This is a genomic window from Pseudomonas sp. BNK-45 (genome assembly GCF_047456255.1).
Lineage (GTDB): Bacteria > Pseudomonadota > Gammaproteobacteria > Pseudomonadales > Pseudomonadaceae > Aquipseudomonas.
On record NZ_CP179909.1, the window covers coordinates 6,643,792 to 6,669,707 of the forward strand.

Below are 25,916 nucleotides of genomic sequence, written 5' to 3' on the forward strand. Positions count from 1 at the left end.
GAGAGGAGAAGACATGGAATTTTTAAACGCCTTTTCCCATCTCGATTGGGCCCAGGTCCTGCACCTGACCTGGCAGCACATCACCCTGGTGGGCATTGCCGTGAGCCTGGCGATTGTCTTCGGTGTGCCCCTGGGCATCCTGATGACCCGCTTCCCGACCCTGGCCGGCCCGTTGCAGGCCAGCGCCACGGTGTTGCTGACCATTCCGTCCATCGCCCTGTTCGGCCTGCTGCTGCCGTTCTACTCCAAGTTCGGCCAGGGCCTGGGCCCGCTACCGGCCATCACGGCAGTGTTCCTCTATTCGCTGCTGCCGATCATGCGCAACACCTACCTGGCCCTGACCGGCGTCGAACCGGGCATCCGTGAAGCCGCCCGCGGTATCGGCATGACCTTCGGCCAGCGCCTGCGCATGGTCGAGTTGCCCATCGCGGTGCCGGTGATCCTCGCCGGGGTACGCACCGCCGTGGTGATGAACATCGGCGTCATGACCATCGCCGCCACCATCGGCGCCGGCGGCCTGGGCGTACTCATTCTTGCTTCCATCAGCCGCAGCGACATGTCGATGCTGATCGTCGGCGCGGTGCTGGTCAGTCTCCTGGCCATCTTCGCCGACCTGCTTCTGCAATGGCTGCAACGCTCGCTGACACCAAAAGGACTCCTGAAATGATCGAACTTCAAAACCTGACCAAGACCTTTCGCAGCAACGGCAAGGATGTCAAAGCCGTCGACTCGGTAAGCCTGACCGTCAATGAAGGCGAGATCTGCGTGTTCCTCGGGCCGTCCGGCTGCGGCAAGAGCACCACGTTGAAAATGATCAACCGCCTGATCAAACCCACCTCGGGCAAGATCCTGATCAACGGCGAAGACACCACCGACCTCGACGAAGTCACCCTGCGCCGCAACATCGGCTACGTGATCCAGCAGATCGGCCTGTTCCCCAACATGACCATCGAGGAAAACATCGTGGTGGTGCCCAAGCTGCTGGGCTGGGACAAGCAGAAATGCCACGACCGTGCCCGCGAGCTGATGAGCATGATCAAGCTCGAACCCAAGCAGTACCTGCACCGCTATCCGCGGGAACTGTCCGGCGGCCAGCAGCAGCGCATCGGGGTGATTCGCGCCCTGGCGGCGGACGCCCCGCTGCTGCTGATGGACGAACCCTTCGGCGCGGTGGACCCGATCAACCGCGAGATGATCCAGAACGAGTTCTTCGAGATGCAGCGCGCGCTGAACAAGACCGTGATCATGGTCAGCCACGACATCGACGAAGCCATCAAGCTGGGGGACAAGATCGCCATCTTCCGCGCCGGCAAGCTGCTGCAGATCGACCACCCGGACACCTTGCTCGCCCACCCGGCGGACGACTTCGTCAGTAACTTCGTCGGCCAGGACAGCACCCTCAAGCGCCTGTTGCTGGTCAAGGCCGAAGACGCGGCAGACAACGCCCCGTCGGTGAGCCCGGAAACCCCGGTGGCCGAAGCCCTGGAATTGATGGACGAACACGACCGCCGCTACGTGGTGGTGACCTGCGCCGAGAACAAGGCCCTGGGTTATGTACGCCGTCGCGACCTGCACCGTCAGACCGGCACCTGCGCCCAGTTCCTGCGCGAATTCAACGCCACCGCCGCCTACGACGAGCACCTGCGGATTCTTCTGTCACGCATGTACGAGTTCAACCGCTCGTGGCTGCCGGTGCTGGATGCCGAACGGGTGTTCCTGGGGGAAGTGACCCAGGAATCCATTGCTGCCTACCTGAGCTCGGGGCGTTCACGGGGGATGAAGACCAATATCGTCTCACCGGCTGAAGCGGTGGTTGCCTGATCAATAAATAGCCAACAACGAACCTGTGGCGAGGGAGCTTGCTCCCGCTGGGCGGCGAAGCGGCCCCTCTTGGCAAAAAAGAGTGGAACTGCTGCGCAGTCCGCGGGAGCAAGTCCCTCGCCACAAGGTTTTTTGTCCGCCAACGCGCCGGAAAAAAATATCAACAGCCACTCCCTTGAACGCCGTCCGGCGAGACCTTCCGAAACAGCCAAAATCCCCCTCACACCCGCCTCTCGCCGCTAACGTCGCCGATGTTGACGACTTGACACTTACCAGCCACTTGGCGCGCAAAAGCGTCGAACGTGCAGGTATTTTTAACACCCGTGAATTCTTCGGGAACATCTGTCCGTCATCTGTGTCGGCTACAAAGAGAGGTGTCGTCAACGCACGTCAGACAAGTGCAAAAACGCGACATTTTTTGTTGATCTCAGGCCCCTCACCGCCTAAAGTTCGCGCCGAACGTCCATGCTGGAAACGATCCATCCGGCTCAAGTACTGACGACGAGACAGCAAGGCCAAGGGCAGATTGCCCATGGCCTTTTTGCTTTCGGCGACATGCCTTGGGAAGTAGGCGAACCAAAGTGGGGATACGGAGGACGTTCATTTGCACCCATTGATTTCTAACGTTTGCCAGTAGGAGCTCCCAACGCATGTCGATTAACGTCGAAGACTATTTTGCGCGCGAAACCTTTCAAAAAATGAAGGCGTTCGCCGACAAGCAAGAAACCCCATTCGTGGTCATCGATACCCAGATGATCGCCCAGGCCTACGACGACCTGCGCGCCGGTTTCGAATTCGCCAAGGTCTACTACGCGGTCAAGGCCAACCCGGCCGTCGAGATCATCGACCTGCTGCACGAAAAAGGCTCCAGCTTCGACATCGCCTCGATCTACGAACTGGACAAAGTGCTGAGCCGCGGCGTCAACCCGGCCAACATCAGCTACGGCAACACCATCAAGAAGTCCAAGGACATCCGCTACTTCTATGAGAAGGGCGTGCGCCTGTATGCCACCGACTCCGAAGCCGACCTGCGCAACATCGCCAAGGCCGCCCCGGGTTCGAAAGTCTACGTGCGCATCCTCACCGAAGGCTCCACCACCGCCGACTGGCCGCTGTCGCGCAAGTTCGGCTGCCAGACCGACATGGCCATGGACCTGCTGATCCTCGCCCGCGACCTGGGCCTGGTGCCTTATGGCGTATCGTTCCACGTCGGTTCGCAACAGCGCGACATCAGCGTCTGGGACGCGGCGATCGCCAAGGTCAAAGTGATCTTCGAACGCCTGAAGGAAGAAGACGGCATCGAACTCAAGCTGATCAACATGGGTGGCGGCTTCCCGGCCAACTACATCACCCGCACCAACAGCCTGGAAACCTACGCCGAGGAAATCATCCGCTTCCTCAAGGAAGACTTCGGTGACGACCTGCCGGAAATCATCCTCGAGCCGGGCCGTTCGTTGATCGCCAACGCCGGCATCCTGGTCAGCGAAGTGGTACTGGTGGCGCGCAAATCCCGCACCGCCGTCGAGCGCTGGGTCTACACCGACGTGGGCAAATTCTCCGGCCTGATCGAAACCATGGACGAGTCGATCAAGTTCCCGATCTGGACCGAGAAGAAAGGTGAAGTCGAAGAAGTGGTGATCGCCGGCCCGACCTGCGACAGCGCCGACATCATGTACGAAAACTACAAGTACGGCCTGCCGCTGAACCTGGCCATCGGCGACCGCCTGTACTGGCTGTCCACCGGTGCCTACACCACCAGCTACAGCGCAGTGGAATTCAACGGCTTCCCGCCGCTGAAGGCCTTCTACCTGTAAGGGCAGTGGCTAGCTGTTAGCGACAAGCTGCAAGAAAAAGCCCATGACGTGTCATGGGCTTTTTTATGCGTGCGATTCAGTGGCTCAACGATCTTCCCGGACATGCCAAATACGCAGGACGGACAAGGCCATGCCTTGAATCTCATAACGCACCTCGTAATGCCCCACCAGCAACCGTCGAACATCCCTCGGCTTGAATTCCTCCAACTGCTCTCCCAATCGAGGGTTAGATAGAAGCGCATCTGGAGCCCGCACGAGGGATTGCACGGTCCGAGCAGCAGCCGAGCGATTAACCTGAGCGAGAAATTCAAACAGCCGAGCCAGATCGGATAGCGCCTTGCTCGTCCATTTCAACTGTCTCATTTTGGTAAAGGCAGAGGCTTGTCGCCAGACAGACTCTCTGCCCAAGCCAGCACTGACTGATGATCGACAACCCTTCCAGCATCGACATCTGCCAAGGCCTCAAGCGTCAGTCGGCGACGCTCTTCTTCCTGGTCAACCCAGGCCACCAATGCTTGCTTCACGATCCAGGCACGGGAGCGCTCCAGGCGAGAAGCCAGTTGATCGACCTTATCCGCCAGATCCAAGGGAATGTGGGCGGTCAGTACTTTTGTCGCGGGCATGAGGTAGACCTGCATCAGAATGATTAAAAGCGATTAGCTTTGAATCATAGTGATTTAAGCCAACACAGCAAGCCGCTCTACGTCCCGTTCATCACCCAATTGGGCGGCCCGCTGCTGATAAGCCTGGGCCAGTTGGCGAATCTCGGGATGCGTGGCATTAAGCAACTCGGCGCAAGCCACCCGCAGGAAGTTCAGATTGCCGCCGACCAGGGCGCGCTTCAGCCAATCCACCGCTTCGTCGATCCGCCCGGCATCGGCCAGCACCGCCGCATAGCTGAACTGTCCGCGAAAGTCTCCACCCTCGGCCGAGCGCCGGTACCAGTCCCGGGCCGCCTCGGGGTCGGCCGGACAGACCAGCCCTTCCTCCAGGTAACGCCCCAGCAGGTTCATCGATTTGGCATGGCCAAGGTCCGCCGCGCGGCGGTAGCAGGCCAGGGCCAGGGCATGGTTCTGCGCCACGCCACGGCCAGTGGCCAGCAGGTTGGCGTAGTTGTACAGGCCCCAGTCCAGCCCCGCTTCGGCGGCCAATCGATAATGCCCGGCAGCGCGGGCGGCATCCGCCGGGCAGCCCCAGCCGTGTTCATGGCAGCGCCCGAGCATGTTGCGGGCCATCAGGTGCCCGCCTTGGGCGGCGATGTCGAACCAGCGCAAGGCCAGGGCCAGGTCCTGCTGGATGCCGTGGCCGTCGAGGAGGATCTGCCCCAGCAGCGCCTGGGCCTCCACCAGGCCCTCGCCAGCAGCCACCAGGATCGCCTGGGCCGCGCGGGACGGGCTTTGCTGGAGCATGGCGCTCAGTTGTGCGCCGTCGAGGACTTCCTTGCGGCGAAGTTGAACAGTCACCGCCTACACCTCGACCCAGCGCCGCAGCAGGTTGTGATAGGTGCCGGTCAGGCGGATCAGCGAAGGATGCTCGGGCACGTCCCGGGTCAGTTCCTGGATCGCCCCGTCCATCTCGAACAGCAAGGCGCGCTGGCTGTCCTCGCGCACCAGGCTCTGGGTCCAGAAGAACGAGGCGTAGCGAGCGCCACGGGTCACCGGGTTGACCTTGTGCAGGCTGGTGCCGGGGTACAGCACCATGTCCCCCGCCGGCAGCTTGACCCGCTGCAGGCCGTAGGTGTCCTGGATCTCCAGTTCCCCCCCGTCATAGTCCTCGGGGTCGCTGAAGAACAGGGTCGACGACAGGTCGGTGCGCACCCGCTCCGCGCTGCCCTTGGGCTGGCGCACGGCGTTGTCGATGTGGAAGTCGAAACTGCCGCCGGCGGTGTAGCAGTTGATCAGCGGTGGGAACACCTTGTGCGGCAAGGCGGCGGACATGAACAGCGGGTTCTGCCACAGGCGATCGAGCATCGCTGCGCCGATCTCCTGGGCCAGCGGATGCCCTTCCGGCAGTTGTAGGTTGTGCTTGGCCTTGGCCGACTGGTAACCGGCAGTGATCTTGCCATCCGCCCAGTCCGCCTGCTCCAGGGCTTCACGGATACGCCCCACTTCATCACGGGTGAACACGCCGGGGATGTGCAGCAACATGGCCAGGTACCTGAGCAGCGAAAGGTCGTCAATGGTATTGATTCTTATTGACTGTGTAAAACCCGGTGACGAATGAGAACGCAAAAACCGTAAGGATAAATTGTAAAGATTGTAAATTCAGTGCGAATAGTAACGTTTCGCAATTGATAACGATTGTTTCTTTCCCCTATATTCCGCGACCTCAAATCCTTGGGGAGGGGAACCACCATGTCACGCCAACAACCACCATCCGCTGTCAGTTCACCGCGCCTGCTGGCCTCCGCCATTGGCGTGGCGATTACCGCCGGCTCCGCGGGCCATATGGTTCAGGCCGCCGAAGACACCCAGCAAAAGGCCGCGGGCAAGGCCATTGCCCTGGATGCCACCAGCATTAGCGGTGAGGCCCAGGAGCAGACGTCTTACAAGGTCGACACCTCCTCCTCGAAAAAATACACAGCACCCTTGCGGGAAACACCGAAAAGCGTGACGGTCATTCCCCAGCAAGTGATGCGGGACACTGCGGCCACCAGCCTGGTGGATGCCCTGCGCACCACACCCGGGATTACCTTCGGCGCCGGTGAAGGCGGCAACCCGGCCGGTGACCGCCCGATCATTCGCGGCTTCAACGCCGAAAGCGACGTGTTCATCGACGGCATGCGTGATCCGGCCTCGCAAAGCCGGGAGATCTTCAACGTCGAGTCCATCGAAGTCAGCAAGGGCCCAGGCTCGGCCTTTACCGGCGCCGGCTCCACCGGCGGCAGCCTGAACCTGATCTCCAAGACCGCCAAGCTGGGCAACTCCTACAACGGGGGGTTCACCTGGGGCTCTGACCAGACCAAACGCACCACCCTGGACCTCAACCAGCAGATGACCGACAGTTCGGCCTTCCGCCTGAACCTGATGAAGCACGAGGCCAACGTGGCCGGGCGCGACGCCGTGGAAGTCAGCCGCTGGGGCGTGGCGCCCTCCTTCGCCTTCGGCCTGGGCACCGACACCCGGGTCACCGTGGGTTACTACCACCTCAACACCGACGACATTCCGGACTACGGCATCCCGCTGACCAACAGCGGCACCCGCCGCAGCAAGTACAACGTCGACAAACCTGTCAGCGTCAATCGTGACAACTTCTACGGCCTCACCGGCCGCGACTACCGCAAGACCAGCGAAGACAGCGGCACGATCAAGATCGAACACGACCTGAACGACAACCTGACCCTGTCCAACAGCTTCCGCCTGTCGCGCTCGACCCTGGACTACATCGTCACCAACCCGGATGACAGCCGTGGCAACGTCGCCAACGGCACCGTCTACCGCAGCCCGAAAAGCCGCAACTCGACCTCCAAGGGCTGGACCAACCAGACCGACCTGAGCGCCAAGTTCGACACCGGTTTCATCGAGCACAGCCTGGTGACCGGTATCGAGTTCTCCTACGTGGATACCCACAACCGTGCCTACGACGTGACCTCGGCGGTCAACGGCAGCACCTGTAACGCGGCCCTGATCGCCAACGGCGACTGCACCAGCCTCAACAACCCGACACCGGGCGCCGGCTGGAACGGCACCATCAAGGACAGCGCGGCCTACACCGACACCGACACCAAGACCGCTGCGGCCTACGTGTTCGACACCCTGAAGTTCAATGAGCAATGGTCGTTGAACCTGGGCCTGCGTTTCGACGATTACCAGACCCGTTCCAGCGGCTACGCCACCCGTGCCCCAGTGGGCGAGTTCGCCCGCGAAAACAACTCGCAGCTGTGGAACTACCAGATCGGCGTGGTCTACAAACCGCTGCCCAACGGCAGCGTCTACGCGGCCTACTCCACCTCCAGCAACCCGGCGGGTGAAACCAGCGGCAACGGTGGCCTGGACCTGGCGGCGAACAACAGCAGCCTGGACCCGGAAAAGAACCGCAACTATGAAGTGGGCACCAAGTGGGACTTCTTCGATGACGATCTGTCGTTGACCGCCGCCCTGTTCCGCACCGAGAAAACCAATGCGCGGATCAACGATCCGGATGGCGGCGCCACCCAGGTGCTGGACGGCGAACAACGGGTCAATGGCCTGGAGCTGACCTATAGCGGCAAGCTGACCCGCAACTGGAAGGTCTACGGCGGCTACACCTACATGGAAAGCGAAGTGGTGAAAACCACCCTGGCGGCGGACGAGGGCAACCACACCCCGAGCACGCCACGGAACAACTTCACCCTGTGGTCGACCTATGACCTGATCCCGGAACGCCTCACTGTCGGTGCCGGCGCCACCTTCGTCGATTCCCAGTTCGGCAACATCGCCAACTCGGTGGAAATACCGTCCTACTGGCGCTACGACGCCATGGCCAGCTACAAGCTGACCAAGAACGTCGACCTGCAACTCAACGTGCAGAACCTGACCGACAAGCGTTACTTCGATCAGGTCTTCCAGACCCATTACGCCCACGTGGCCGCCGGCCGTACCGCGCTGATGAGTGCCAACTTCCACTTCTGATCCAGCGCAACACCCACCTGTGGCCCCGGCCACAGGCGCCCCAGCCCCACGCATCCGAATGCCTGGGGCTTTTGCGTGTAAAAACGAATGCTTCTCGACAACACACGGCATACTGCGCGCCGTGTTTTCTCTCTCTGGACGAACAAGGCGAGTGACGTGTTGAAGAAAACCCTGTTCCAGCTGCACTGGTTCTTCGGCATCAGCGCGGGGCTGATCCTGGCCCTGATGGGCATCACCGGGGCGACGGTGTCGTTCCAGGACGAAATCCTGCGCGCCCTCAACCCATCGGTGCTGCAAGTCGACCCGCTCCCCGCCGGGGCGCTGCCGCCCGCCGAACTGGTGGAGAAAATCCAGGCCGCCGAAGGCCAGACCGTGTCCATGCTCTGGGTGGAAACCGACAGCGGCAACGCCGCGCGGGTGTTCTTCACACCGCCGCCGGGCGAACGCCGTGGCCAGATGCGCTACTTCGACCCCTACACCGGCGAGCTCCTGGGTGACGCGGTCGGCCAGGACTTCTTCGGCTTCATGCTGCAACTGCACCGTTTCCTGGCCATCGGCGACACCGGCCGGCAGATCACCGGCGCCTGCACCCTGATCCTGATCTTCTTCTGCCTGTCCGGGCTGTACCTGCGCTGGCCGCGCCAGGTCGGCAACTGGCGGGTATGGCTGACCCTGGACTGGGCCAAGAAAGGCCGCGGCTTCAACTGGGACCTGCACGCGGTGTTCGGCACCTGGTGCCTGTTGTTTTACCTCTTGTTCGCCCTCACCGGCCTGTACTGGTCCTACGACTGGTACCGGGAGGGACTGACCAAGCTGCTCTCCGACGCGCCACACAGTGAGCGCCAGCGCGGCGGTCGCGGCGGCCCACCGCCCAAGGGCCCGGCCCCGGTGGCGGACTACAACGCCCTGTGGAGCAGCCTCTACAGCGCCGCCGGCAAGGACCTCAGCGCCTACAACATCCGCATGCCCGCCGTGGCCGGCCAGCCGGCGACAGTGTTCTACCTGCTCAAGGACTCGCCCCACGATCGCGCCCTGAACCAGCTGACCCTGGATCCCGTCACCGGGGTCATCAGTCGCCACCAGCGCTACGCCGAGCAGAGCGTCAAGGCGCAACTGCTCACCAGCGTCTACGCCCTGCACGTGGGCAGCTACTTCGGCCTGATCGGGCGCATCGCCCTGACCCTGGCCTCACTGAGCATGCCGCTGTTCTTCGTCACCGGCTGGCTGCTGTACCTGGATCGCCGGCGCAAGAAGCGCCAGATCAAGGACGCACGCCAAGGCCTGGAAAGCAGCGCCGACGATGGCTCCGCGTGGCTGATCGGTTTCGCCAGCCAGAGCGGGTTTGCCGAACAACTGGCCTGGCAGACCGCCGGGCAATTGCAGGTTGCCGGGATCGCCGCCCGGGTCCTGCCCCTGGGCAACCTCAGCGAACAGGACCTGCGTGACGCCCAGCGAGCCCTGTTCGTGGTCAGCACCTTCGGCGACGGCGAAGCCCCAGACAGCGCCCGCGGCTTCGAGCGCAAACTGCTGGGCCGCGAGCTGTCGCTGCCGGGTCTGGAATACGCCGTGCTCGGCCTGGGCGACCGCCAGTACCCGCACTTCTGCGGTTTTGCCCGGCGCCTGCATGACTGGCTGGCGAACCAGGGCGCCAGCACTCTGTTCGCCCCTATCGAAGTGGACAGCGGCGACAGCTACGCCCTGCGCCACTGGCAGCAACAACTGGGACAACTCATCGGCCATGCGCCGGTGGACCTGTGGCGGGCCCCAGCGTTCGACAACTGGACCTTGAAAAGCCGCAGCCTGCTCAATCCTGAGAGCAGCGGCTCCGGGGTCTACCTGCTGCAACTGCTGGCCCCCAGCGCCAGCAGCTGGCTGGCCGGGGATCTGGTGGAAGTCATGCCGCGCAACAGCCGTGGCGCAGTGGCGGACTTCCTCGCGGGCCTGGGCCTCTCCGGCAACACCCCGGTGCAACTGGACGGCCTGCAGGAAAGCCTCGAACAAGCCCTGGGCAGCCGCCAGCTCCCGGAAAACCGCGCCCATTTGATCGGCCTGCACGCCCAGGCCCTGGTGGATGCCCTGGTGCCCTTGAACATGCGCGAGTACTCCATCGCCTCGATTGCCGCTGATGGCTGCCTGGAATTGCTGGTGCGCCAGGAATGCCGCCCCGATGGCAGCCTGGGGATTGGCTCCGGCTGGCTCACCGAACACGCGGCGGTGGGTTCGAGCATCAGCCTGCGGGTACGGCGCAACAGCGGCTTCCACCTGCCGGCCGAACCCTGCCCGCTGATTCTGCTGGGCAACGGCACCGGGTTGGCGGGCCTGCGCAGCTTGCTCAAGGCACGGATCGCCGAGGGCCAGCAACGCAACTGGCTGATCTTTGGCGAGCGCAACGCCGAGCATGATTTCTACTGCAAGGATGAACTGCAGGAATGGCGCACCCGCGGCGACCTGAGCCGCCTGGACCTGGCGTTCTCCCGGGACCAGGCCGAGAAGGTCTACGTCCAGGACCGCCTGCGCCAAGCGGCCGACGAACTGAAGAAGTGGCTGGCCGACGGCGCCGCGATCTACATCTGCGGCAGCTTGCAGGGCATGGCTTCAGGGGTGGATCAGGTGCTCAACGAGGTGCTGGGCGCAGACCAGGTCGAACGCCTGATCGAACAGGGGCGCTACCGCCGCGACGTTTACTGAGGCGTCAGACGCTTCGCCGGCAAGCCGGCTCTACACCACTCCTGCGGCCCCACTCCTGCGTAGGAGCTGGCTTGCCAGCGAAGGCGCCCGTCAGAACGGCGCAAGGCTCAAGGCCCTCTTCGCCGGCAAGCCGGCTCCTACGGGACGGGGTGCTGGCGAGAAGGGTTACACCGGTTGCAGGTTGTGTTCGTACACCGCCACGCCATCCAGGTCCCGCAGGATCACCTTCAGCTCTGCCGTCTGCCCGTCGATCTGCACTTCGCCAAAGAACTGAAAACCGGCAAAGGGCGAGGTGTTCTGCGCGGGCGGCGCCTTCTGGAACACCACTTCCGGGCCGAAGGTCTTGTCCAGCACATTGGGCCCGAAACTCCCGGCATTCAGGGGACCGGCAACAAACTCCCAGAACGGCTCGAAATCCTGGAACGCCGCGCGATCCGGGTGGTAATGATGGGCCGCGCAGTAATGCACGTCCGCCGTCAGCCACACATGGTTGCGTATCTGATGCTTGTGCAGGTGCGCCAGCAATTCGGCAATCTCCAGCTCACGCCCCTGGGCCGGTCCCGGGTCGCCGTTGGCAATCGCCTCCCAGCGCGCCACGCCCGGGCTGACCTCGCCATCCGGTACACCCAGGCCAATCGGCATGTCCGCCGCCACCACTTTCCATTGGGCCTGCGAATCCTTGAGTTCACGCTTCAACCAATCCAGCTGCTCACGGCCCAGGAAGGGCTTCTCGCCACCAAGGTTGTCATCGTTGGCCCCGCGATAACTGCGCATGTCCAGCACGAACACATCCAGCAGCGGCCCATAGCTGAGCTTGCGGTAAATCCGCCCGCCGCCATCGGCGCTCTGCCGACGCATCGGCGCATACTCAAGCCACGCCTGCCGCGCGCGGCCCACCAGGGTCTGGATGTCCTTGACCGCGTAGCGCTCGTCCAACTGCTTGCCGGGCGACCAGTTGTTGACCACCTCGTGGTCGTCCCACTGCCAGATCTGCGGCACCTCGGCGTTGAAGCGACGCAGGTTCTCGTCCATCAGGTTGTAGCGGTAATTGCCCCGGTACTCGTCCAGGGTTTGCGCCACCTTGCTCTTGGCCTCGGTGGTGATATTGCGCCAGACGCGCCCGTCCTCCACGGTCAACTGCGCCGGCACCGGGCCGTCGGCGTAAATGGTGTCGCCGCTGTGGATAAAGAAGTCCGGCAAACGCAGGCGCATGGCCTCATAAATGCGCATGCCACCGATGTCCGGGTTGATGCCGAAGCCCTGGCCCACCGTGTCGCCGCTCCAGACAAAACGGATGTCCCGGCGTTGCGACGGCGCACTGCGCAAATGGCCGAACCACGGCTCGCTGGCCACACCGGATTGCGCATCCTCGAAGGTCACCCGATAGAAGATCGCCTGATCGGCCGGCAACCCGGTCAACTCCACCCGCGCCGTGAAGTCGGTCCGCGCATCGGCCAGGGGCGAGATGAAACGCCGAGGGTTGCTGAACATGCTTCGCGTGTCCCACTCCACCACCATCCGCGCCGGTCGATCGCTGCGGCTCCAGATCATCGCCTTATCCCCCAGCAGATCCCCGGACTGCACCCCATCGGTGAGCTGCGGCCGATCCTTGACCGACGCAATCACCGCCGGCGCCAGGCTCGGCAGCAACAGCCCCGCCCCGGCGATTTGCATGATCCGACGACGGCCGAGGTTGAACTCGCTCATGGTGACTCCCTGACAATGGTCAAAAGGCAACCTTAGTCAGCGGGGATGAAGGGGGTGTGACAGGGGACTGAAGGACGCAATGCAGGGTGGCAGCTCGACGCGGACTAGCAGAACCGGCCTCAGGCAACCGGCGCATCCGTAGATGCTCCGCACCGAGCCGCCCTGACGATCCGAAACTAATCAACTGCTACTCCAGACTCAAGCCAGTCAGAACGGTTTAGACGGGGCTTACACAAGAGATAGAGCAAGCTCACAACAGTTGATGCCGAAGGCGCGCTGAAGCGGCCTTCGGCGGTGAAAATCCGTACTAACGAACGGCGACTCAACTGGGAGAACGACGATTGCCATCAAGCAAGGCATCGACCACGCCACGGGCCATTTCCACTGAATGCACCAGGGACCAGATCAGGCCACGCTCGATGCCGCTGGCCTGCTCGGTGATCTCGTCGGACACCTCCTCGGCCGCCTTGAGCAACATGGACACGTGGAGCAAGGCTTCCTCGGCGCTGATACCGGGACGAACGCTGAAGGGCGAGTCGGTGCCCGCCGGACCCGCGGCGGTGGGGTGCAGAGCCGCAATCAACGAGCCGTTTGCACGGGTGTTGGCCAGTGCATGGCGAATGACTTCGTTGGCCAGATCGTGGTCGGGATTACGACGGGAAACAGAATGGGAAACAGGCGGATCGGGGACGATCTTTTTCATGGTGCAGCTCCTTGGGGTGGAGCCACCACCTGACGCTGCTAAACGTAAGGTGGCAGCTGTACGCGGGTTAGCAGACCGGTCCAAGGAATCCGGCGCACCCGAGGGCGCCCCACGCACAGCCGCCATAACAGAACTCGGCAGGCCAAAAGCCAACCGGGACAGGGGCCATACTTGCGTGTCTTGGAATCAGGCTGCTAAACCCGATCACTGAACATTCAGTGACGAACCGAGCCTAGTGAGCCGAGTACCCAGCCGCAAGCGCCAGGGAGTGTCTCGGAAACGCCTTACAAAAGAAAGAGACTTGGCCGACAGCAGCCTATGCCTGTGGCTGAGTTTGCTCTCGAAATGGACACAAAATGTCTAGCGCCCTTCGGATCACCGCGTCTCCTGCGGAGCCGGTCGCAGCCTGCGGCAGCGGCTACACAAAGCCGACTGTAGCCGCTGCTGAGCCTGCGAAGCTGCGAAAAGGACCGCAGGGCCTTGCTTGGCGATTGACCGACGAATCTATGGCGTCTTCAAGATCGCTGCGTCTCCTACGGAGCCGTTCGCAGCCTGCGGCAGCGGCTACACAAAGCCGCCTGTAGCCGCTGCTGAGCCTGCGAAGCTGCGAAAAGGACCGCAGGGCCTTGCTTGGCGATTGACCGACGAACCTCAGGCGTCTTCAAGATCGCCGCGTCTCCTACGACGGAGTGCCGCCCAGAGCGTTCGCAGCCTGCGGCAGCGGCTACAGCGGGTGCCGTTGCGGGATTGCGCCGCAACGGAAGTGCCGTGGAGGTCAGGCCGCCTTGGCCGGTTCCAGGGCCAGTTCGACGGTCTCTGGTCGTTTCACTAGGGCATAGACAACCGCCGTCAGCAGACTCCCTGCAACAATCGCCAGCAGGTACAGCAGCGCATGGTTGATGGCGTTCGGGATCAGCATGACAAACAGGCCGCCATGGGGCGCCATCAGTTTGCAGCCGAAGTACATCGACAAGGCCCCGGTCAGGGCGCCGCCCGCAATGCTCGCCGGGATCACTCGCAGCGGGTCCTTGGCGGCAAACGGAATCGCCCCTTCGGAGATAAAGCACAGGCCCAATACCAGGGCGGCCTTGCCAGCTTCGCGTTCGGTCTGGGCAAATTTGCGTCGGGCAATGAGGGTGGCAATCCCTAAGCCAATCGGCGGCACCATGCCCGCGGCCATGGTCGCGGCCATCGGTGCATAACTCTGGGACGCCAGCAGCCCCACCGAGAACGCGTAGGCCGCCTTGTTGATTGGCCCGCCCAGGTCGACGCACATCATCCCGCCCAGCAGTACCCCCAGCATAATGGCGTTGGTGGTGCCCATGCTGTCGAGGAAATGGGTCAGGGCTTCGAGCATGCCCGCCACCGGTTTGCCCACCACGTAGATCATCACCAGCCCGGTGAACAGGCTGGCCAGCAGCGGGATGATCAGGATCGGTTTCAACGCCTCCAGGCTTTGCGGCAGTCGCACATATTGGCTGATTGCCTTGGCCGCATAACCGGCCAGGAAGCCGGCGACGATGCCGCCGATAAAACCCGCGCCCAGGGTGCTGGCGAGCATGCCGCCGATCATTCCCGGCGCCAGACCCGGGCGGTCGGCGATGGAGTAGGCGATGTAACCGGCCAGCAGCGGCACCATCAACTTGAAGGCGGTCTCGCCGCCGATCTGCATCAAGGCCGCGGCCAAGGTGCCCTGCTCCTTGAAGGCGGTGATGCCGAAGACGAAGGACAGGGCAATCATCAGGCCGCCCGCCACCACCATCGGCAGCATGAACGACACGCCAGTCAGCAGGTGTTTGTAGACCCCGGTCTTTTCCTGCTTGGCCGGTGCCGCGGCGCCTGGCGCGGTGGACTCCAGCTGGCCCTCGGCCAGGGCCTTGTTCAGAGTGGCCTCGGACTGTTTGAGGGCCACGCCGGTGCCGCAGCGGTAGATGCGCTTGCCGGCAAAACGCTCGGTGGCCACTTCGATGTCCGCCGCCAGCAGCACCACGTCGGCGGCAGCGATGGCTTCGGCGCTCAGCGGGTTGCGGGCGCCCACCGAGCCCTGGGTTTCCACTTGCAGGTCGTAGCCCAGGCGCTTGGCGGTCTGCTGCAAGGCCTCGGCGGCCATGAAGGTGTGGGCCACGCCGGTCGGGCAGGCAGTGATCGCCACCAGGCGCGGCGCGCGTTTGCCCGCCTCGACCACAGGCTCGGCACTGGCCTCGGTGGCGACATGGATCTGGGCCTCTTCGGCGCCGCGACGCAGCACCGCATCGACGTCCTGCAGGGCCTGGGACGGGGTGCTGCGATACACCCGCTTGCCGACAAAACGCGACAGGTCCACAGGCCCGGTGCTGACCACCAGCACCCACTCGGCAGCCTCAATGGTGGCCGCTGACAGTTGGCGTTCGGGGTGTGCGTCATCGTGCACTTCCACGCTGGTGCTCCAGCCCTGGCGCTGGGCCGCGGCGTCCAGCAGGCGGGCGCAGAGTACGCTGGTGACCATGCCGTTGGGGCAGGCGGTAATAATGGCTAACTTCATACGCAACCCTCTTATTGTTCTAGGAGGGGGTGCACGCGCACCCCCTGCTCCAGCCGGGCCAGTTGGGCCCTGTCGCTGATGCCAAAACCGATCTGGGTCACGGCCATGGCGGCAATCGCCGTGGCGGTGCGCAGGGTCTGTTCTAACGGCTGGGCGCCGAGCAGGCCGTGGAGCATGCCCGCCAGCAGCGAGTCGCCGGCGCCCACGGTGCTGACCACGCTGACCTTGGGCGGAAAGGCCTGCAGGGACGGCGCGGCGCTGAACCAGTTGACGCCCTCGGCACCGTGGGAGATCACCACGTGCTCGACGCCTTGGGCCAGCAGAAGGCGCGCCGCCTCGGCCTGCACCGCCACGCCAAGCACCGGGCTGCCGAGGACGTCCGCCAGTTCCTCAGTGTTGGGCTTGATCAACCAGGGCCCCGCTGCCAGACCGGCGCGCAGGGCGGCGCCACTGGTGTCGAGGGCGACCTTCAGGCCCAGGCTTTTCAGGCGCAGCAACAGCGCCTGGAACCATTCGGGGCTGATCCCTCGCGGCAGGCTGCCGGCCACCACCACCGCGTCATGCCCGGGGGCGATCTGGTCCAGGCGCTCCAGCAAGGCCTGTTGCGCCGCCTCGCTGACCTCGGGCCCGAGGCCATTGATATCGGTGATGCGCCCGTCGTCTTCGGCCAGCTTGATGTTGCTGCGGGTGTCGCCAGGCACGCGGATAAAGGCATCGACAAAGCCGCGCTGGGCGAACAACGCGTCAAACGCCTGTGGATTGTTTTCCCCAAGAAAGCCGCTGACGGTCAGTTGGTGGCCGAGGTCGGCCAGCACCTGGGCCACGTTCAGGCCCTTGCCTGCCGCGTGGCTGTGCAGGGCGTTGCTGCGGTTGACTTCCCCGACCTCCAGGCGGGCCAGCTGCACCGTCAGGTCCAGCGCCGGGTTGAGGGTCAGGGTGAGAATCTTTGCCATTACATGGCCTCCACTAGGGCACGCACCTCGTGGGCGCTGCCGACGGCCAAAGCCTGTTGAGCAAGGGTTTGCGCCTGGGTCAGGCTGAGCTCGCGAATCCGCGCCTTGACCTCGGCGATGCTGCGTCCGGAGACGCTCAGTTCATCCACCCCCAGGCCCACCAGCACCGGCACCGCCAGCGGGTCGGCCGCCAGCTCGCCGCAGACCCCGACCCACTTGCCGTGGGCATGGGCGGCACGCACGGTGATGTCGATCAGTTGCAGCACCGCCGGGTGCAGGCCGTCGGCCTGGGCAGACAGGCTCGGGTGGCCACGGTCGATGGCCAGGGTGTATTGGGTCAGGTCGTTGGTGCCGACGCTGAAGAAGTCCACTTCCTTGGCCAGCACCGGCGCCAGCAGGGCGGCAGACGGCACTTCGATCATGATCCCCAGTTGCAGGTCGGCCACCGGGATTTCCCGGCGCAGGCGCTCGGTCATGTCCCGGGCCTGACGCCATTCTTCGACGCTGCCGACCATGGGGAACATGATCCGCAGCGGGCGGTTGTCCGCCGAGCGCAGCAGCGCACGCAATTGCGCTTCCATGATGAGCGGCCGCTGCAGGGTCAGGCGGATGCCGCGCACGCCGAGGAAGGGGTTTTCTTCCTTGGCGATCGGCCAGTAAGGCAGCGGTTTGTCGCCGCCCACGTCCAGGGTGCGCACCACCAGCGGCCGCCCGGCAAGGCCGTCGAGCACACGGCGGTATTCAGCTTCCTGGGTGGCTTCGTCCGGGGCCTGGGGATGGGCCATGAAGATCAGTTCGGTGCGCAGCAGGCCGATGCCTTCGGCGCCGTTTTCCACGGCGGCGGCGACACCGGCGCTTTCGCCGATGTTGGCGAACACCTCCACCGCATGACCATCCGTGGTGCGGGCCTGTTGATGGCGTTGCTCGGCGGCGGCCTTGAGGCGTTGCTCGCGGGTGTCACGTTCCTCGGCGGCCCGCTGCAGGGTGTGGCTGTCGGCGTCGACATGCAGGCGGCCGCGCTGGCCGTCCAGCAGCAGGGGCGTGCCGGGCTTGATCAGCAACACGCTGGCGCCCGCGCCCACCAGGGCCGGAATGCCCAGGGCCCGGGCGACGATGGCGCTGTGGGCGGTGGCGCCGCCGCGGGCGGTGAGAATGCCGGCGACGCGAGCCGGGTCCAGGCGCGCGACGTCCGAGGGACCGACTTCGTCCATCACCAGGATGTAGGGCTGGTCCGGTTCGGCCGGGGTTTCGATGCCGCACAGTTGCGCCAGCACCCGACGGCCGATGTCCCGCAGGTCGGCGGCGCGTTCGGCGAGCAAGGCATCCTGCAGGGCTTCCTGCTGCTTGGCGGCGGTTTCGATCACGGTCATCCACGCCGCTTCCGCGCTTTCACCCTGCTTGAGGCGGGTGTCCACTTCGTCGGCCAGCTCGGGGTCGTCAAGCATTTCCTGGTGGGTGATGAAGATCTCGCGAATGGCCTTGGCCTTGCTGCGCTGGACCAGCCCATCGATGTCCTGGCGCACGTCGGCCAGGGCCTGCTGCAGGCGCTGGCGCTCGATGGCGGTGGACTCGCCCCGCAGCGGGTAGTCGATGGCTTGCTGGACCTGGATGTGGGCCGGGCCGATGGCGATGCCGGGAGCGGCGGCGATGGCCTGGATCAGGCTGCCGGAAGCCGGGGCGCAGATCGGCACCACGACTTCCTGCGGCTCTTCCCGGGGGGCGCTGGCCGCCGGCAGGGGCTCGACGGCTTCGCCGAGGCCGGCTTCGATGGCCGCCAGCAGGGCCGGCAAGGCATCGGCGGCAATGCTCGGTTCCGCGATCAGCTCCAGCACCTGGCCGCGTCGGGCACCCAGGCTCAGCAGCTTGCTCAGGCTTTTCACCGAGACCGCCGAAGCCGCGCTATCGGCGATACGGATGCGGATCTCACCCTCGAAATTCTTCGCCAACTGCGCCAGCTCCTTGGCCGGGCGCGCATGCAGGCCGTGGGCATTGGCCAGGGCAATGCGGGCGCTGGGCCAGTCCGCGGGCAACTCGCCGCCGAGCACTTCCAGTACCGCGCGACTGCTGGTGGCGCGGCCCAATTCCTGGCCACGGCCCTCGATCAGCAGCGCACACAGGCGCTCCAGCAGGGCTTGATGGGCTTCCCCCAGGCTGGCCAGGCAGAACAGACCGCTCAGGGGCTGGCCCAGGTAGCGGATGGGTTTGTCCGGGGTGACGAACGCCAGCCCGGGGCGCAACACGGTCTGCTCGCTGTGCAACCACCACAGGCCGTCGCCCAGGGGCAGCGCATCCACCTGTTGCAGCACCGCGGCAAAGCCGTTGCTCACGCACTCGGCCTGGCGCAGCAGGCGGGCGCCGCGCCAGACCAGTTCTTCGAAATCTTCCGCCGCCACCCCGAGGCCGATCATCTGCGCGTCCAGCGCCAGCTCCTGGGGCGCCCCCTGCAACAGCTTGAGCAGGGCCTCCGGGGAGCTGGCGCGACGCAGGGCCTGGCCCAGGTCGGTTTCTCCCAGGGCCCGGGTCAGCAGTTGCAGCAGGCGCAGGTGCTCGTCGGATTTGGCCGCGATGCCGATGGCCAGGTAGACGATCTGCCCGTCGCCCCAGTCCACACCGTCGGGAAACTGCAGCAGGCGCACGCCGGTGGCAAATACCTGATCGCGGGTTTCCGGGGTGCCGTGGGGGATGGCGATGCCTTGGCCGAGAAAGGTCGAGCCCTGGGCTTCGCGGGCCTTGAGGCCGGCCAGGTAACCCTCGGCCACCAGGCCGTCAGCCACCAGTTTATCGGCCAGCAAATGCAGCGCCGCGGACTTATCCACAGCCGTTTGGCCCATGGATATCTGCTCTACAGTGAGCTCGAGCATGGCTTCTCCTATTTAGCGCGGCAGGTGGCGGCGCTAGGTATTGTTTTAAGTAAGCAGCGTAGGCGTGTTTATGGCCACAAACGGGACTTGTTACCGGGCAGAGGTGTTTTTCCGCTTATGATCTAGCCTAGAAAATACGCCTGCTGAAACGTTTAATCTAGCAAGTTTGCTAAGTTACTCGATAATCTCGGCGCCTAGAAGTCCTTCCGCTCGATGGCCGGTTCCGACGTTGGTCGCCTGCCCAGATCAGGTAGGATTGGCGAAAATGTCGGGGCAAGCACCAAAAACAAGGAAATCCCGGGTTGAAACTCAGTGATATCGCTCGCCTGGCCGGTGTGTCCGTTACCACCGCCAGTTACGTCATCAACGGCAAGGCCGAACAACAACGCATCAGCAACGCCACCGTGGAACGGGTGCGCGCGGTGGTGGAAGAACATGGCTTTACCCCCAACCCCCAGGCCGCCGGCTTGCGTAGCCGGCACACCCGGACCCTGGGGTTCATTCTTCCGGACCTGGAAAACCCCAGCTACGCGCGCATCGCCAAGCTGCTGGAGCAAGGCGCCCGGGCCCGGGGCTATCAATTGCTGATCGCCAGCTCCGACGACGCACCGGACAGCGAGCGGCAATTGCTCCAGCTGTTTCGCGCGCGGCGTTGCGATGCGCTGTTCGTCGCCAGCTGCCTGCCAGCCGAAGACGACAGCTATGAGCAATTGCAGGCCCAGGGCCTGCCGATCATCGCCATCGACCGGGTGATGCCGGCGCAGCAGTTCTGCTCGGTGATCAGCGACGACCTGCAAGCCAGCCTGCAACTGACCCAGAGCCTGCTTGAGCCCGAGCCCAAGCAGATCGTGCTGATCGGCGCCCGCCCGGAACTGAGCATCAGCCAGGAGCGCGCCGCCGGTTTCCGCCAGGCCCTGCAAGGCTTTGCCGGTGAGGTACTGATCGAGCATGGCGAAGCCTTCAGCCGTGAGTGCGGCCGGCAGTTGATGGAGGAGTTGCTGCAGCGCCTGGGCCACCTGCCGGATGCCCTGGTGACCACCTCTTATGTGCTGCTGCAGGGGGTGTTCGATGCCCTGCATGATTTCCCGCTCAAATCCCGACCGCTGCGCCTGGGAACCTTCGGCGACACCCAGTTGCTGGATTTTCTGCCGCTGCCGGTCAACGCCATGGCCCAGCAGCATCAACTGATTGCCGAAAAAGCCCTGCAACTGGCCCTGGCAGCGATTGAAGAAGGGCATTACCAACCCGGCGTCCAGGCCATCGCCCGGACCTTCAAACAGCGTATCCGGCAGGATTGATACCGTGGATCTGATCGACAGCCACACCCATCTGGATTTTCCGGATTTCGACGACGACCGTGAGGCGCTGCTGGCCGACAGCCGCGCCCGGGGCGTTTTGCGAATGGTGGTGCTGGGGGTCTATCAGGCCAATTGGCAACGGGTCTGGGACCTGGTGCAGAAGGACCCACAGTTGTACGCCGCCTTTGGCCTGCACCCGGTCTATCTGGACGCTCATCAGCCCGCCGACCTCCGGCAACTGGGGGACTGGCTGACGCGGCTGGCGGGGCATCCCCAGCTGTGCGCGGTGGGCGAGATCGGCCTGGATTACTTTCTGGAACAACTGGACCGCGAGCGCCAGCAATCGCTGTTCGAGGCCCAGTTGCAGCTGGCGGCGGACTTTCACTTGCCCGCCCTGCTGCACGTGCGGCGCAGTCACGCAGCGGTGATCGCCACCTTGAAGCGCTTCAAGCTCAAGCGCGGCGGCATCATCCACGCCTTTGCCGGCAGCCGCGAGGAAGCCCGGGAATACCTCAAGCTCGGTTTCAAGCTGGGCCTGGGCGGCGCCGCCACCTGGCCCCAGGCCCTGCGCTTGCGCAAGGTGATCGCCGAGTTGCCCCTGGACTCTGTGGTGCTGGAAACCGACTCGCCGGACATGGCCCCCGCCATGTTTCCCGGCCAGCGCAACAGCCCGCAGCATTTACCCGCCATTTGCGCCGCCCTGGCGCAGATCATCGGCATCGCTCCCGAGCAACTGGCCAGCGCCAGCACCCGCAATGCCTGCGAACTGTTCGGCTGGCCTTCAGCCGGCCTGTAGCTGCAAGGGTCGGCGCAATCGCCGCCGGGCAATGCCCATCACCAGCAGGTAGCCCAGCAGCATCAGCGCCGAAAGGCTCAATTGCTGGGTCAGGCTGACCAGTCCCAGCCACTCCAGTACCAGGGTCACCAACAGCAGCGTGGCGCACAGCACGATCATCAGCGCCCGCAGCCCGGCCAGGCCGCCGAAGCTTTTCAGGCGCTTGATCTGCACCGGGCAACTGAGCTTCAGGGGCTTGTGGCAATGGTTGCAGTTGAAGGGTTCCTGCAACGCCATGGCGTTGAGTTGCCAGGGTTCAAGATCAAGAAGGGTCTGGCAATGGGCGCAGCGGCCGCGGATTCCAGAAGTGACAGTCATCAGCACATGTCCTCAGGGCCATGGGAGGGTCATGGCCGACGGGGCGAGTCGCCCGACGTGGGACGCTCAAAAAAACAGACGCGCAGGAAAACAGGAAATCCGCCTAAGACAAAGACTTTAATTACTACAGTTTGTATGCGAGACGGCGGAGCACCTTTGGACAAGGCGCCCCGCCGACACTCGTTGCCGGCCGCGTCTAGACCCGGAAGGCGCCGATCAGTTGCTTGAGCTGCATCACTTGGGCCGAGAGCTGACGGCTGGCGTCTTCGGTCTGGTGCGCGCCCTCGGCGGTACGTTCGCCGGCGCGGTTGATCTCGACGATGTTCTGGTCGATGTCGTGGGCCACCGAGGTCTGCTGCTCCACGGCGGCGGCAATCTGCTGGTTCTGGTCGACGATCATGCCCACCGCGCCGAGGATGTTTTCCAGGGCCTGCTGGACCTTTTCCGACTGATCGACCGTACCGTTGGCCATGGCGTGGCTGCTGCCCATGGCCTTGACCGCCGCGCTGACACCGCCATGCAGCTTGCCGATCATCTCCTCGATTTCCTCGGTGGACTGCTGGGTGCGCTTGGCCAGGGTCCGCACTTCATCGGCCACCACGGCAAAGCCCCGGCCCTGCTCGCCGGCACGCGCGGCCTCGATGGCCGCATTGAGCGCCAGCAGGTTGGTCTGCTCGGCAATGCTCTTGATCACTTCCAGCACCCGGCTGATGGACTGGCTGTCGCTGGCCAGCTGGTTGATCACCAGCACCGACTGATCGATCTCGCTGGCAAGGCGAACGATGCTGCCCTGCTGCGACTCCACCAGGCCACGGCCGCTGATGGTTTCGTCGTTGACGCTGTGGGCGCTGCTGACCGCCGCCGCCGCGCTGCGGGCCACTTCCTGGGAGGTGGCGGACATCTGGTTCATGGCCGTGGCCACTTGTTCGATCTGACTGCGCTGACCGGCCACCGCCTGGTTGCTCTGGGCCGAGACGCTTTCCACTTGCCCGGCCTGGCGTTCGACTTCGCTGACGGTATGGCCGACCCGTTCGATCAGGTCGTGGATCTTGCGCACCGTGCCGTTGAACACACTGCCCAGCTCGCCCAGCTCATCACGGCTGTGGGCGGTGAAGGTGACGGTCATGTCCCCCGCCGCCACCTTGTCCATCATCGCCCCCAGGCGCCGCAAGGTGGTGCGGGTCGAGGCGTAGAAACCGCCGTACAGATAGACGATCGAGAGGAACACCAGGGCCAGGGCGGCCACCAGCAGCACCATGTGGCTGCGGTTCTGCGCCAGGCGTTTTTGCAGCTCGACATCGAGGAATTTCAGGGTGCCTTCGTTGAGTTGATAGGTCTGTGCCATCAGGCCGCTGATCTGGTCGTAGAAACCCTGCCAGGGGGCATCCAGGGTATCGGCCATCACCACCTGCTCCTCGAACAGTTCACTGGCCTGCTTGAGGCTGCTCTTGCTGGCGCTGGCCAGGCTGTCCAGGGCGTCGTGGGCGGCACGGCTCGAACCCAGGGCGTCCTGCAGCTTGAGCCCGTACTCGGCCTGGAGCTTTTCGATCTGCACCAGCAGTTCGTCGAAGCGGGTGCTGGATGATGAGTTGAGAAAACCCTGGCCCAGGGAATAGGCGCCCATGGCCCGGCCCTCGCCGAGGGTTTGGGTCACTTGCGGGGTGATGCTGGTGATCAGGTCGCTGAGCTGGCGGATGTCGCCCTGGCCATCGCGGCTCAGGCCCGACTGGCTGGCGATGATCTGGCTGAACAACTGTGCGCTGCCCAGGAGCTTGCCGATCAGTCCGCTCTTGTTCAGCAGCGAGCTTTCCGTCTGCTGGGCCTTGAAGGCCGCCACCAGTTCATCGCGCTTGGCGTTGAACACCTCGACCTGCTGCGGATCGACGGTGACCGCCTGCAGGGCCTGCAGGCGGTCCAGCACGGATTTTTCCAGGGCCAGGATCTTGCCTTCCAGGTCCCCCGCCTTGCCCGATTGTCCGAGACCGGCGTTGATCTGCACCAGGTTGTTGAGCGTCTCCAGATCCCGGCGCAGGCTCAGGCTGCTGCCCAGCAGGTCGAGGCTTTGCAGCTCGACCCGGGTGCCCTGGAACTCGCGGTAGGAATCACGCACCAGATAGAAGTTGGTCACCAGCATGGGCACAAAGAACAGCACGCTGATCAGGCTGAACTTCATGCCGAAGCTCAGGCGGTTCATCAGCGCGACAGCGGGATAGAGCAAGCTCTTCACAAAGAAGTCTCCCTTTTCTTTTATTTTTATTGGCAGGCAGGCGAAGGCAGCAGATAGCCACTATTCGGCGCTCCGTCTGTATAGCTCAATTTCGGGGGAGGTTTTGTAACTTAAAGTTAACCGCTGTGGATGAGGGAGCATGCTCCCTCATTCGTTCAGGCCAGGACGGTCCACAGGGCAAAACCGGCGTACCAGAGCACGGCGGCCCGCAGCAGCAATTCCCAGATGCGGTCCAGGCTGTTGATGCCTTCGGGGCCGGTCAGGGGTGGCGGAATTTCAGCGGCCACCAGGCCGACCCGCTCCACCAGCTGGGCAGCACTGATGTGCCAGTTGAGCAACTCGTGGAGCATCACCCGGCTCACGGCCACGAAGTTGCCCACCAGGGCGAAGCTCGCCGCCAGCAGGCGCACGGGCAACCAGTCGAAGGCATGGCGCAGTTGCGCGGCACGCTCCACCAGGGCGGGATTCTTGCCGTGCTCGGCAGCCAGGGCCAGCAGGCGGTAGCTCAAGGCTGCCACCGGCCCCAGCAGGAAGTACCAGAAGATCACCACAAAGAAGCTCTGGAAGGCCTGCCACAGCACATAGCCCTGCACCCGCTCCAGCAGTTGCTCGCCGCTGTCGGCGCCAATGTCCAGGTCACGCTTGGCGACATGCACCGCCGCTTGCAGGTCCTCGCGCCGCCAGGCGTCGCGAAACGGCCCGAGGCCCCCAAGCAGATCTCCGCGCCCCAGGGCGTAGATCACCACCAGCAGATGCAGCGGCAAGGCCAGCAGCCCGTAGGCCACCGGTTGCAGCACCAGTAACAGCAGACCGAGCAAGGCCACCGGCAGCAGCACCAGTATCAGCAACAGCCACCAGGGGTGTGCGGCCAGACGCGGGCTGGACTCCAGCTGCGCCAGGTTCTTCAGCCACCAGCCGTCACGCTGCACCCGCTGCCGCAAGGCCGAGAATTTCTCGACCCACACCGCTAGCAGCAACACCAGAAAACTCATTGTCCTTCCCCCTTTTCCAAGGCGGCACGATAGCGTGCCCAGTCGAAAGCCCGACCCGGGTCGGTCTTGCGCCCGGGCGCAATGTCGCTATGGCCACAGATCCGTTGTGTGGTGATGGCGCTGTAGGCGGCCTGCAATTGTTCGGTCAGGGCGCTCAAGGACCGGTACTGGGCCTCGGTGAACGGCAGCTCGTCGGTGCCTTCCAGTTCGATGCCAATAGAAAAGTCGTTGCAGGTATCGCGCCCCTCGAAGCTCGACACCCCCGCGTGCCAGGCCCGGTCCAGACAAGAGACAAACTGGGTGACCGCGCCGTCACGCTCGATCAGGAAATGCGCCGACACGCGCAAATCGGCAATCCCGGCAAAATACGGGTGCTCTGTGACATCAAGGCGATTCTGGAAGAATTCCTGGACCTTGCCGGCGCCGAACTGCCCCGGCGGCAAGCTGATGTTATGAATCACCAGCAGGGAGATTTCCCCCGCGGGACGTTGATTGAAATTGACTGACGGGCAGTGCCGCACGCCGTGACACCAACCCGTGGCAGGGTCCAGCCGCATACCGATTCCTT

General features: G+C 64.0%; 20 protein-coding genes and 1 pseudogene. 7 read left to right on the plus strand and 14 right to left on the minus strand.

The annotated features are described in order from the left end of the window. Window positions 1-13 precede the first annotated feature (13 nt). The 3 genes from ACMGG8_RS30220 to ACMGG8_RS30230 all read left to right on the plus strand — a co-directional run bounded on the left by ACMGG8_RS30220 (window position 14) and on the right by ACMGG8_RS30230 (window position 3,635). Entirely contained in the window at window positions 14-667 is a 654-nt protein-coding gene (locus ACMGG8_RS30220) for an ABC transporter permease (protein ID WP_060837513.1), read from the plus strand. Next, a complete protein-coding gene (locus tag ACMGG8_RS30225) occupies window positions 664-1,821 on the plus strand; it encodes a betaine/proline/choline family ABC transporter ATP-binding protein (protein ID WP_414158913.1) in 1,158 nt (385 codons plus the stop codon). The genes ACMGG8_RS30220 and ACMGG8_RS30225 overlap by 4 nt, the downstream gene beginning before the upstream one ends. Before the next feature lie 650 nt (window positions 1,822-2,471). Further along, entirely contained in the window at window positions 2,472-3,635 is a 1,164-nt protein-coding gene (locus ACMGG8_RS30230) for a type III PLP-dependent enzyme (RefSeq protein WP_047301731.1), read from the plus strand. 84 nt (window positions 3,636-3,719) lie between these two features. Here ACMGG8_RS30230 and ACMGG8_RS30235 read toward each other — a convergent pair whose 3' ends face one another. Genes ACMGG8_RS30235 through ACMGG8_RS30250 form a run of 4 tightly spaced genes read right to left on the minus strand, consistent with a single transcriptional unit; the run spans window position 3,720 to window position 5,782 of the window. Further along, window positions 3,720-3,998, minus strand: coding sequence for a type II toxin-antitoxin system RelE/ParE family toxin (locus ACMGG8_RS30235; RefSeq protein ID WP_414158914.1), 279 nt, complete (start codon window positions 3,996-3,998; stop codon window positions 3,720-3,722). Further along, window positions 3,995-4,258, minus strand: a complete 264-nt coding sequence (locus ACMGG8_RS30240) for a CopG family ribbon-helix-helix protein (protein ID WP_082729317.1) — start codon at window positions 4,256-4,258, stop codon at window positions 3,995-3,997. Before ACMGG8_RS30240 ends, ACMGG8_RS30235 begins: the two co-directional genes overlap by 4 nt. 54 nt (window positions 4,259-4,312) lie before the next feature. Continuing rightward, the gene (locus ACMGG8_RS30245; protein WP_414158915.1) at window positions 4,313-5,098 is read right to left on the minus strand and encodes a tetratricopeptide repeat protein; all 786 of its coding nucleotides are present in this window, start codon (window positions 5,096-5,098) and stop codon (window positions 4,313-4,315) included. A gap of 3 nt (window positions 5,099-5,101) precedes the next feature. Continuing rightward, complete coding sequence (locus ACMGG8_RS30250; RefSeq protein WP_060842472.1) at window positions 5,102-5,782, minus strand: Fe2+-dependent dioxygenase; 681 nt, start codon at window positions 5,780-5,782, stop codon at window positions 5,102-5,104. Window positions 5,783-5,989: 207 nt separating this feature from the next. On the opposite strand from ACMGG8_RS30250, the gene ACMGG8_RS30255 reads away from it, so the two are divergent. Both ACMGG8_RS30255 and ACMGG8_RS30260 read left to right on the plus strand, forming a co-directional pair. After that, the gene (locus ACMGG8_RS30255) at window positions 5,990-8,245 is read left to right on the plus strand and encodes a TonB-dependent receptor (RefSeq protein WP_414158916.1); all 2,256 of its coding nucleotides are present in this window, start codon (window positions 5,990-5,992) and stop codon (window positions 8,243-8,245) included. Between the two features lie 156 nt (window positions 8,246-8,401). Then, window positions 8,402-10,933, plus strand: coding sequence for a PepSY domain-containing protein (locus ACMGG8_RS30260; RefSeq protein WP_414158917.1), 2,532 nt, complete (start codon window positions 8,402-8,404; stop codon window positions 10,931-10,933). A gap of 165 nt (window positions 10,934-11,098) precedes the next feature. Here the strand turns inward: ACMGG8_RS30260 and ACMGG8_RS30265 are convergent, their stop codons facing one another. The 5 genes from ACMGG8_RS30265 to ptsP all read right to left on the minus strand — a co-directional run bounded on the left by ACMGG8_RS30265 (window position 11,099) and on the right by ptsP (window position 19,678). Further along, a complete protein-coding gene (locus tag ACMGG8_RS30265) occupies window positions 11,099-12,640 on the minus strand; it encodes an alkaline phosphatase D family protein (protein ID WP_414158918.1) in 1,542 nt (513 codons plus the stop codon). A gap of 322 nt (window positions 12,641-12,962) precedes the next feature. Next, entirely contained in the window at window positions 12,963-13,343 is a 381-nt protein-coding gene (locus ACMGG8_RS30270) for a hypothetical protein (RefSeq protein ID WP_414158919.1), read from the minus strand. 775 nt (window positions 13,344-14,118) lie between these two features. After that, window positions 14,119-15,864, minus strand: a complete 1,746-nt coding sequence (locus ACMGG8_RS30275; RefSeq protein ID WP_414158920.1) for a PTS fructose-like transporter subunit IIB — start codon at window positions 15,862-15,864, stop codon at window positions 14,119-14,121. Between the two features lie 11 nt (window positions 15,865-15,875). Further along, window positions 15,876-16,817, minus strand: coding sequence for a 1-phosphofructokinase (gene pfkB, locus ACMGG8_RS30280; protein ID WP_060837502.1), 942 nt, complete (start codon window positions 16,815-16,817; stop codon window positions 15,876-15,878). Continuing rightward, window positions 16,817-19,678, minus strand: coding sequence for a phosphoenolpyruvate--protein phosphotransferase (ptsP, locus tag ACMGG8_RS30285; RefSeq protein ID WP_414158921.1), 2,862 nt, complete (start codon window positions 19,676-19,678; stop codon window positions 16,817-16,819). Before ptsP ends, pfkB begins: the two co-directional genes overlap by 1 nt. 302 nt (window positions 19,679-19,980) lie before the next feature. Between ptsP and cra the strand changes: the two genes are divergently transcribed. Together cra and ACMGG8_RS30295 are read left to right on the plus strand one after the other, a co-directional pair. Beyond that, window positions 19,981-20,976, plus strand: coding sequence for a catabolite repressor/activator (cra, locus tag ACMGG8_RS30290; RefSeq protein ID WP_060837500.1), 996 nt, complete (start codon window positions 19,981-19,983; stop codon window positions 20,974-20,976). A gap of 4 nt (window positions 20,977-20,980) precedes the next feature. Then, on the plus strand, window positions 20,981-21,772 hold the full coding sequence (locus ACMGG8_RS30295; RefSeq protein WP_414158922.1) for a TatD family hydrolase: 792 nt from the start codon (window positions 20,981-20,983) through the stop codon (window positions 21,770-21,772). On the opposite strand, the gene ACMGG8_RS30300 is transcribed toward ACMGG8_RS30295, so the two are convergent. The 5 genes and pseudogenes from ACMGG8_RS30300 to ampD all read right to left on the minus strand — a co-directional run bounded on the left by ACMGG8_RS30300 (window position 21,758) and on the right by ampD (window position 25,905). Then, window positions 21,758-22,129, minus strand: coding sequence for a hypothetical protein (locus ACMGG8_RS30300; RefSeq protein ID WP_060837498.1), 372 nt, complete (start codon window positions 22,127-22,129; stop codon window positions 21,758-21,760). The two genes, ACMGG8_RS30295 and ACMGG8_RS30300, sit on opposite strands and share 15 nt — an antisense overlap. Window positions 22,130-22,325: 196 nt before the next feature. Next, the gene (locus ACMGG8_RS30305; protein WP_414159994.1) at window positions 22,326-23,039 is read right to left on the minus strand and encodes a methyl-accepting chemotaxis protein; all 714 of its coding nucleotides are present in this window, start codon (window positions 23,037-23,039) and stop codon (window positions 22,326-22,328) included. Between the two features lie 144 nt (window positions 23,040-23,183). Beyond that, a pseudogene (locus ACMGG8_RS30310) lies at window positions 23,184-24,323 on the minus strand (HAMP domain-containing protein); the annotation flags it as partial. A gap of 188 nt (window positions 24,324-24,511) precedes the next feature. Further along, window positions 24,512-25,348, minus strand: coding sequence for a regulatory signaling modulator protein AmpE (ampE, locus tag ACMGG8_RS30315; protein WP_060837496.1), 837 nt, complete (start codon window positions 25,346-25,348; stop codon window positions 24,512-24,514). Continuing rightward, window positions 25,345-25,905 carry a 1,6-anhydro-N-acetylmuramyl-L-alanine amidase AmpD gene (ampD, locus tag ACMGG8_RS30320; protein ID WP_414158923.1) on the minus strand — a complete coding sequence of 187 codons (561 nt, stop codon included), beginning with the start codon at window positions 25,903-25,905 and terminating at the stop codon, window positions 25,345-25,347. Before ampD ends, ampE begins: the two co-directional genes overlap by 4 nt. Between the last annotated feature and the right edge of the window lie 11 nt (window positions 25,906-25,916).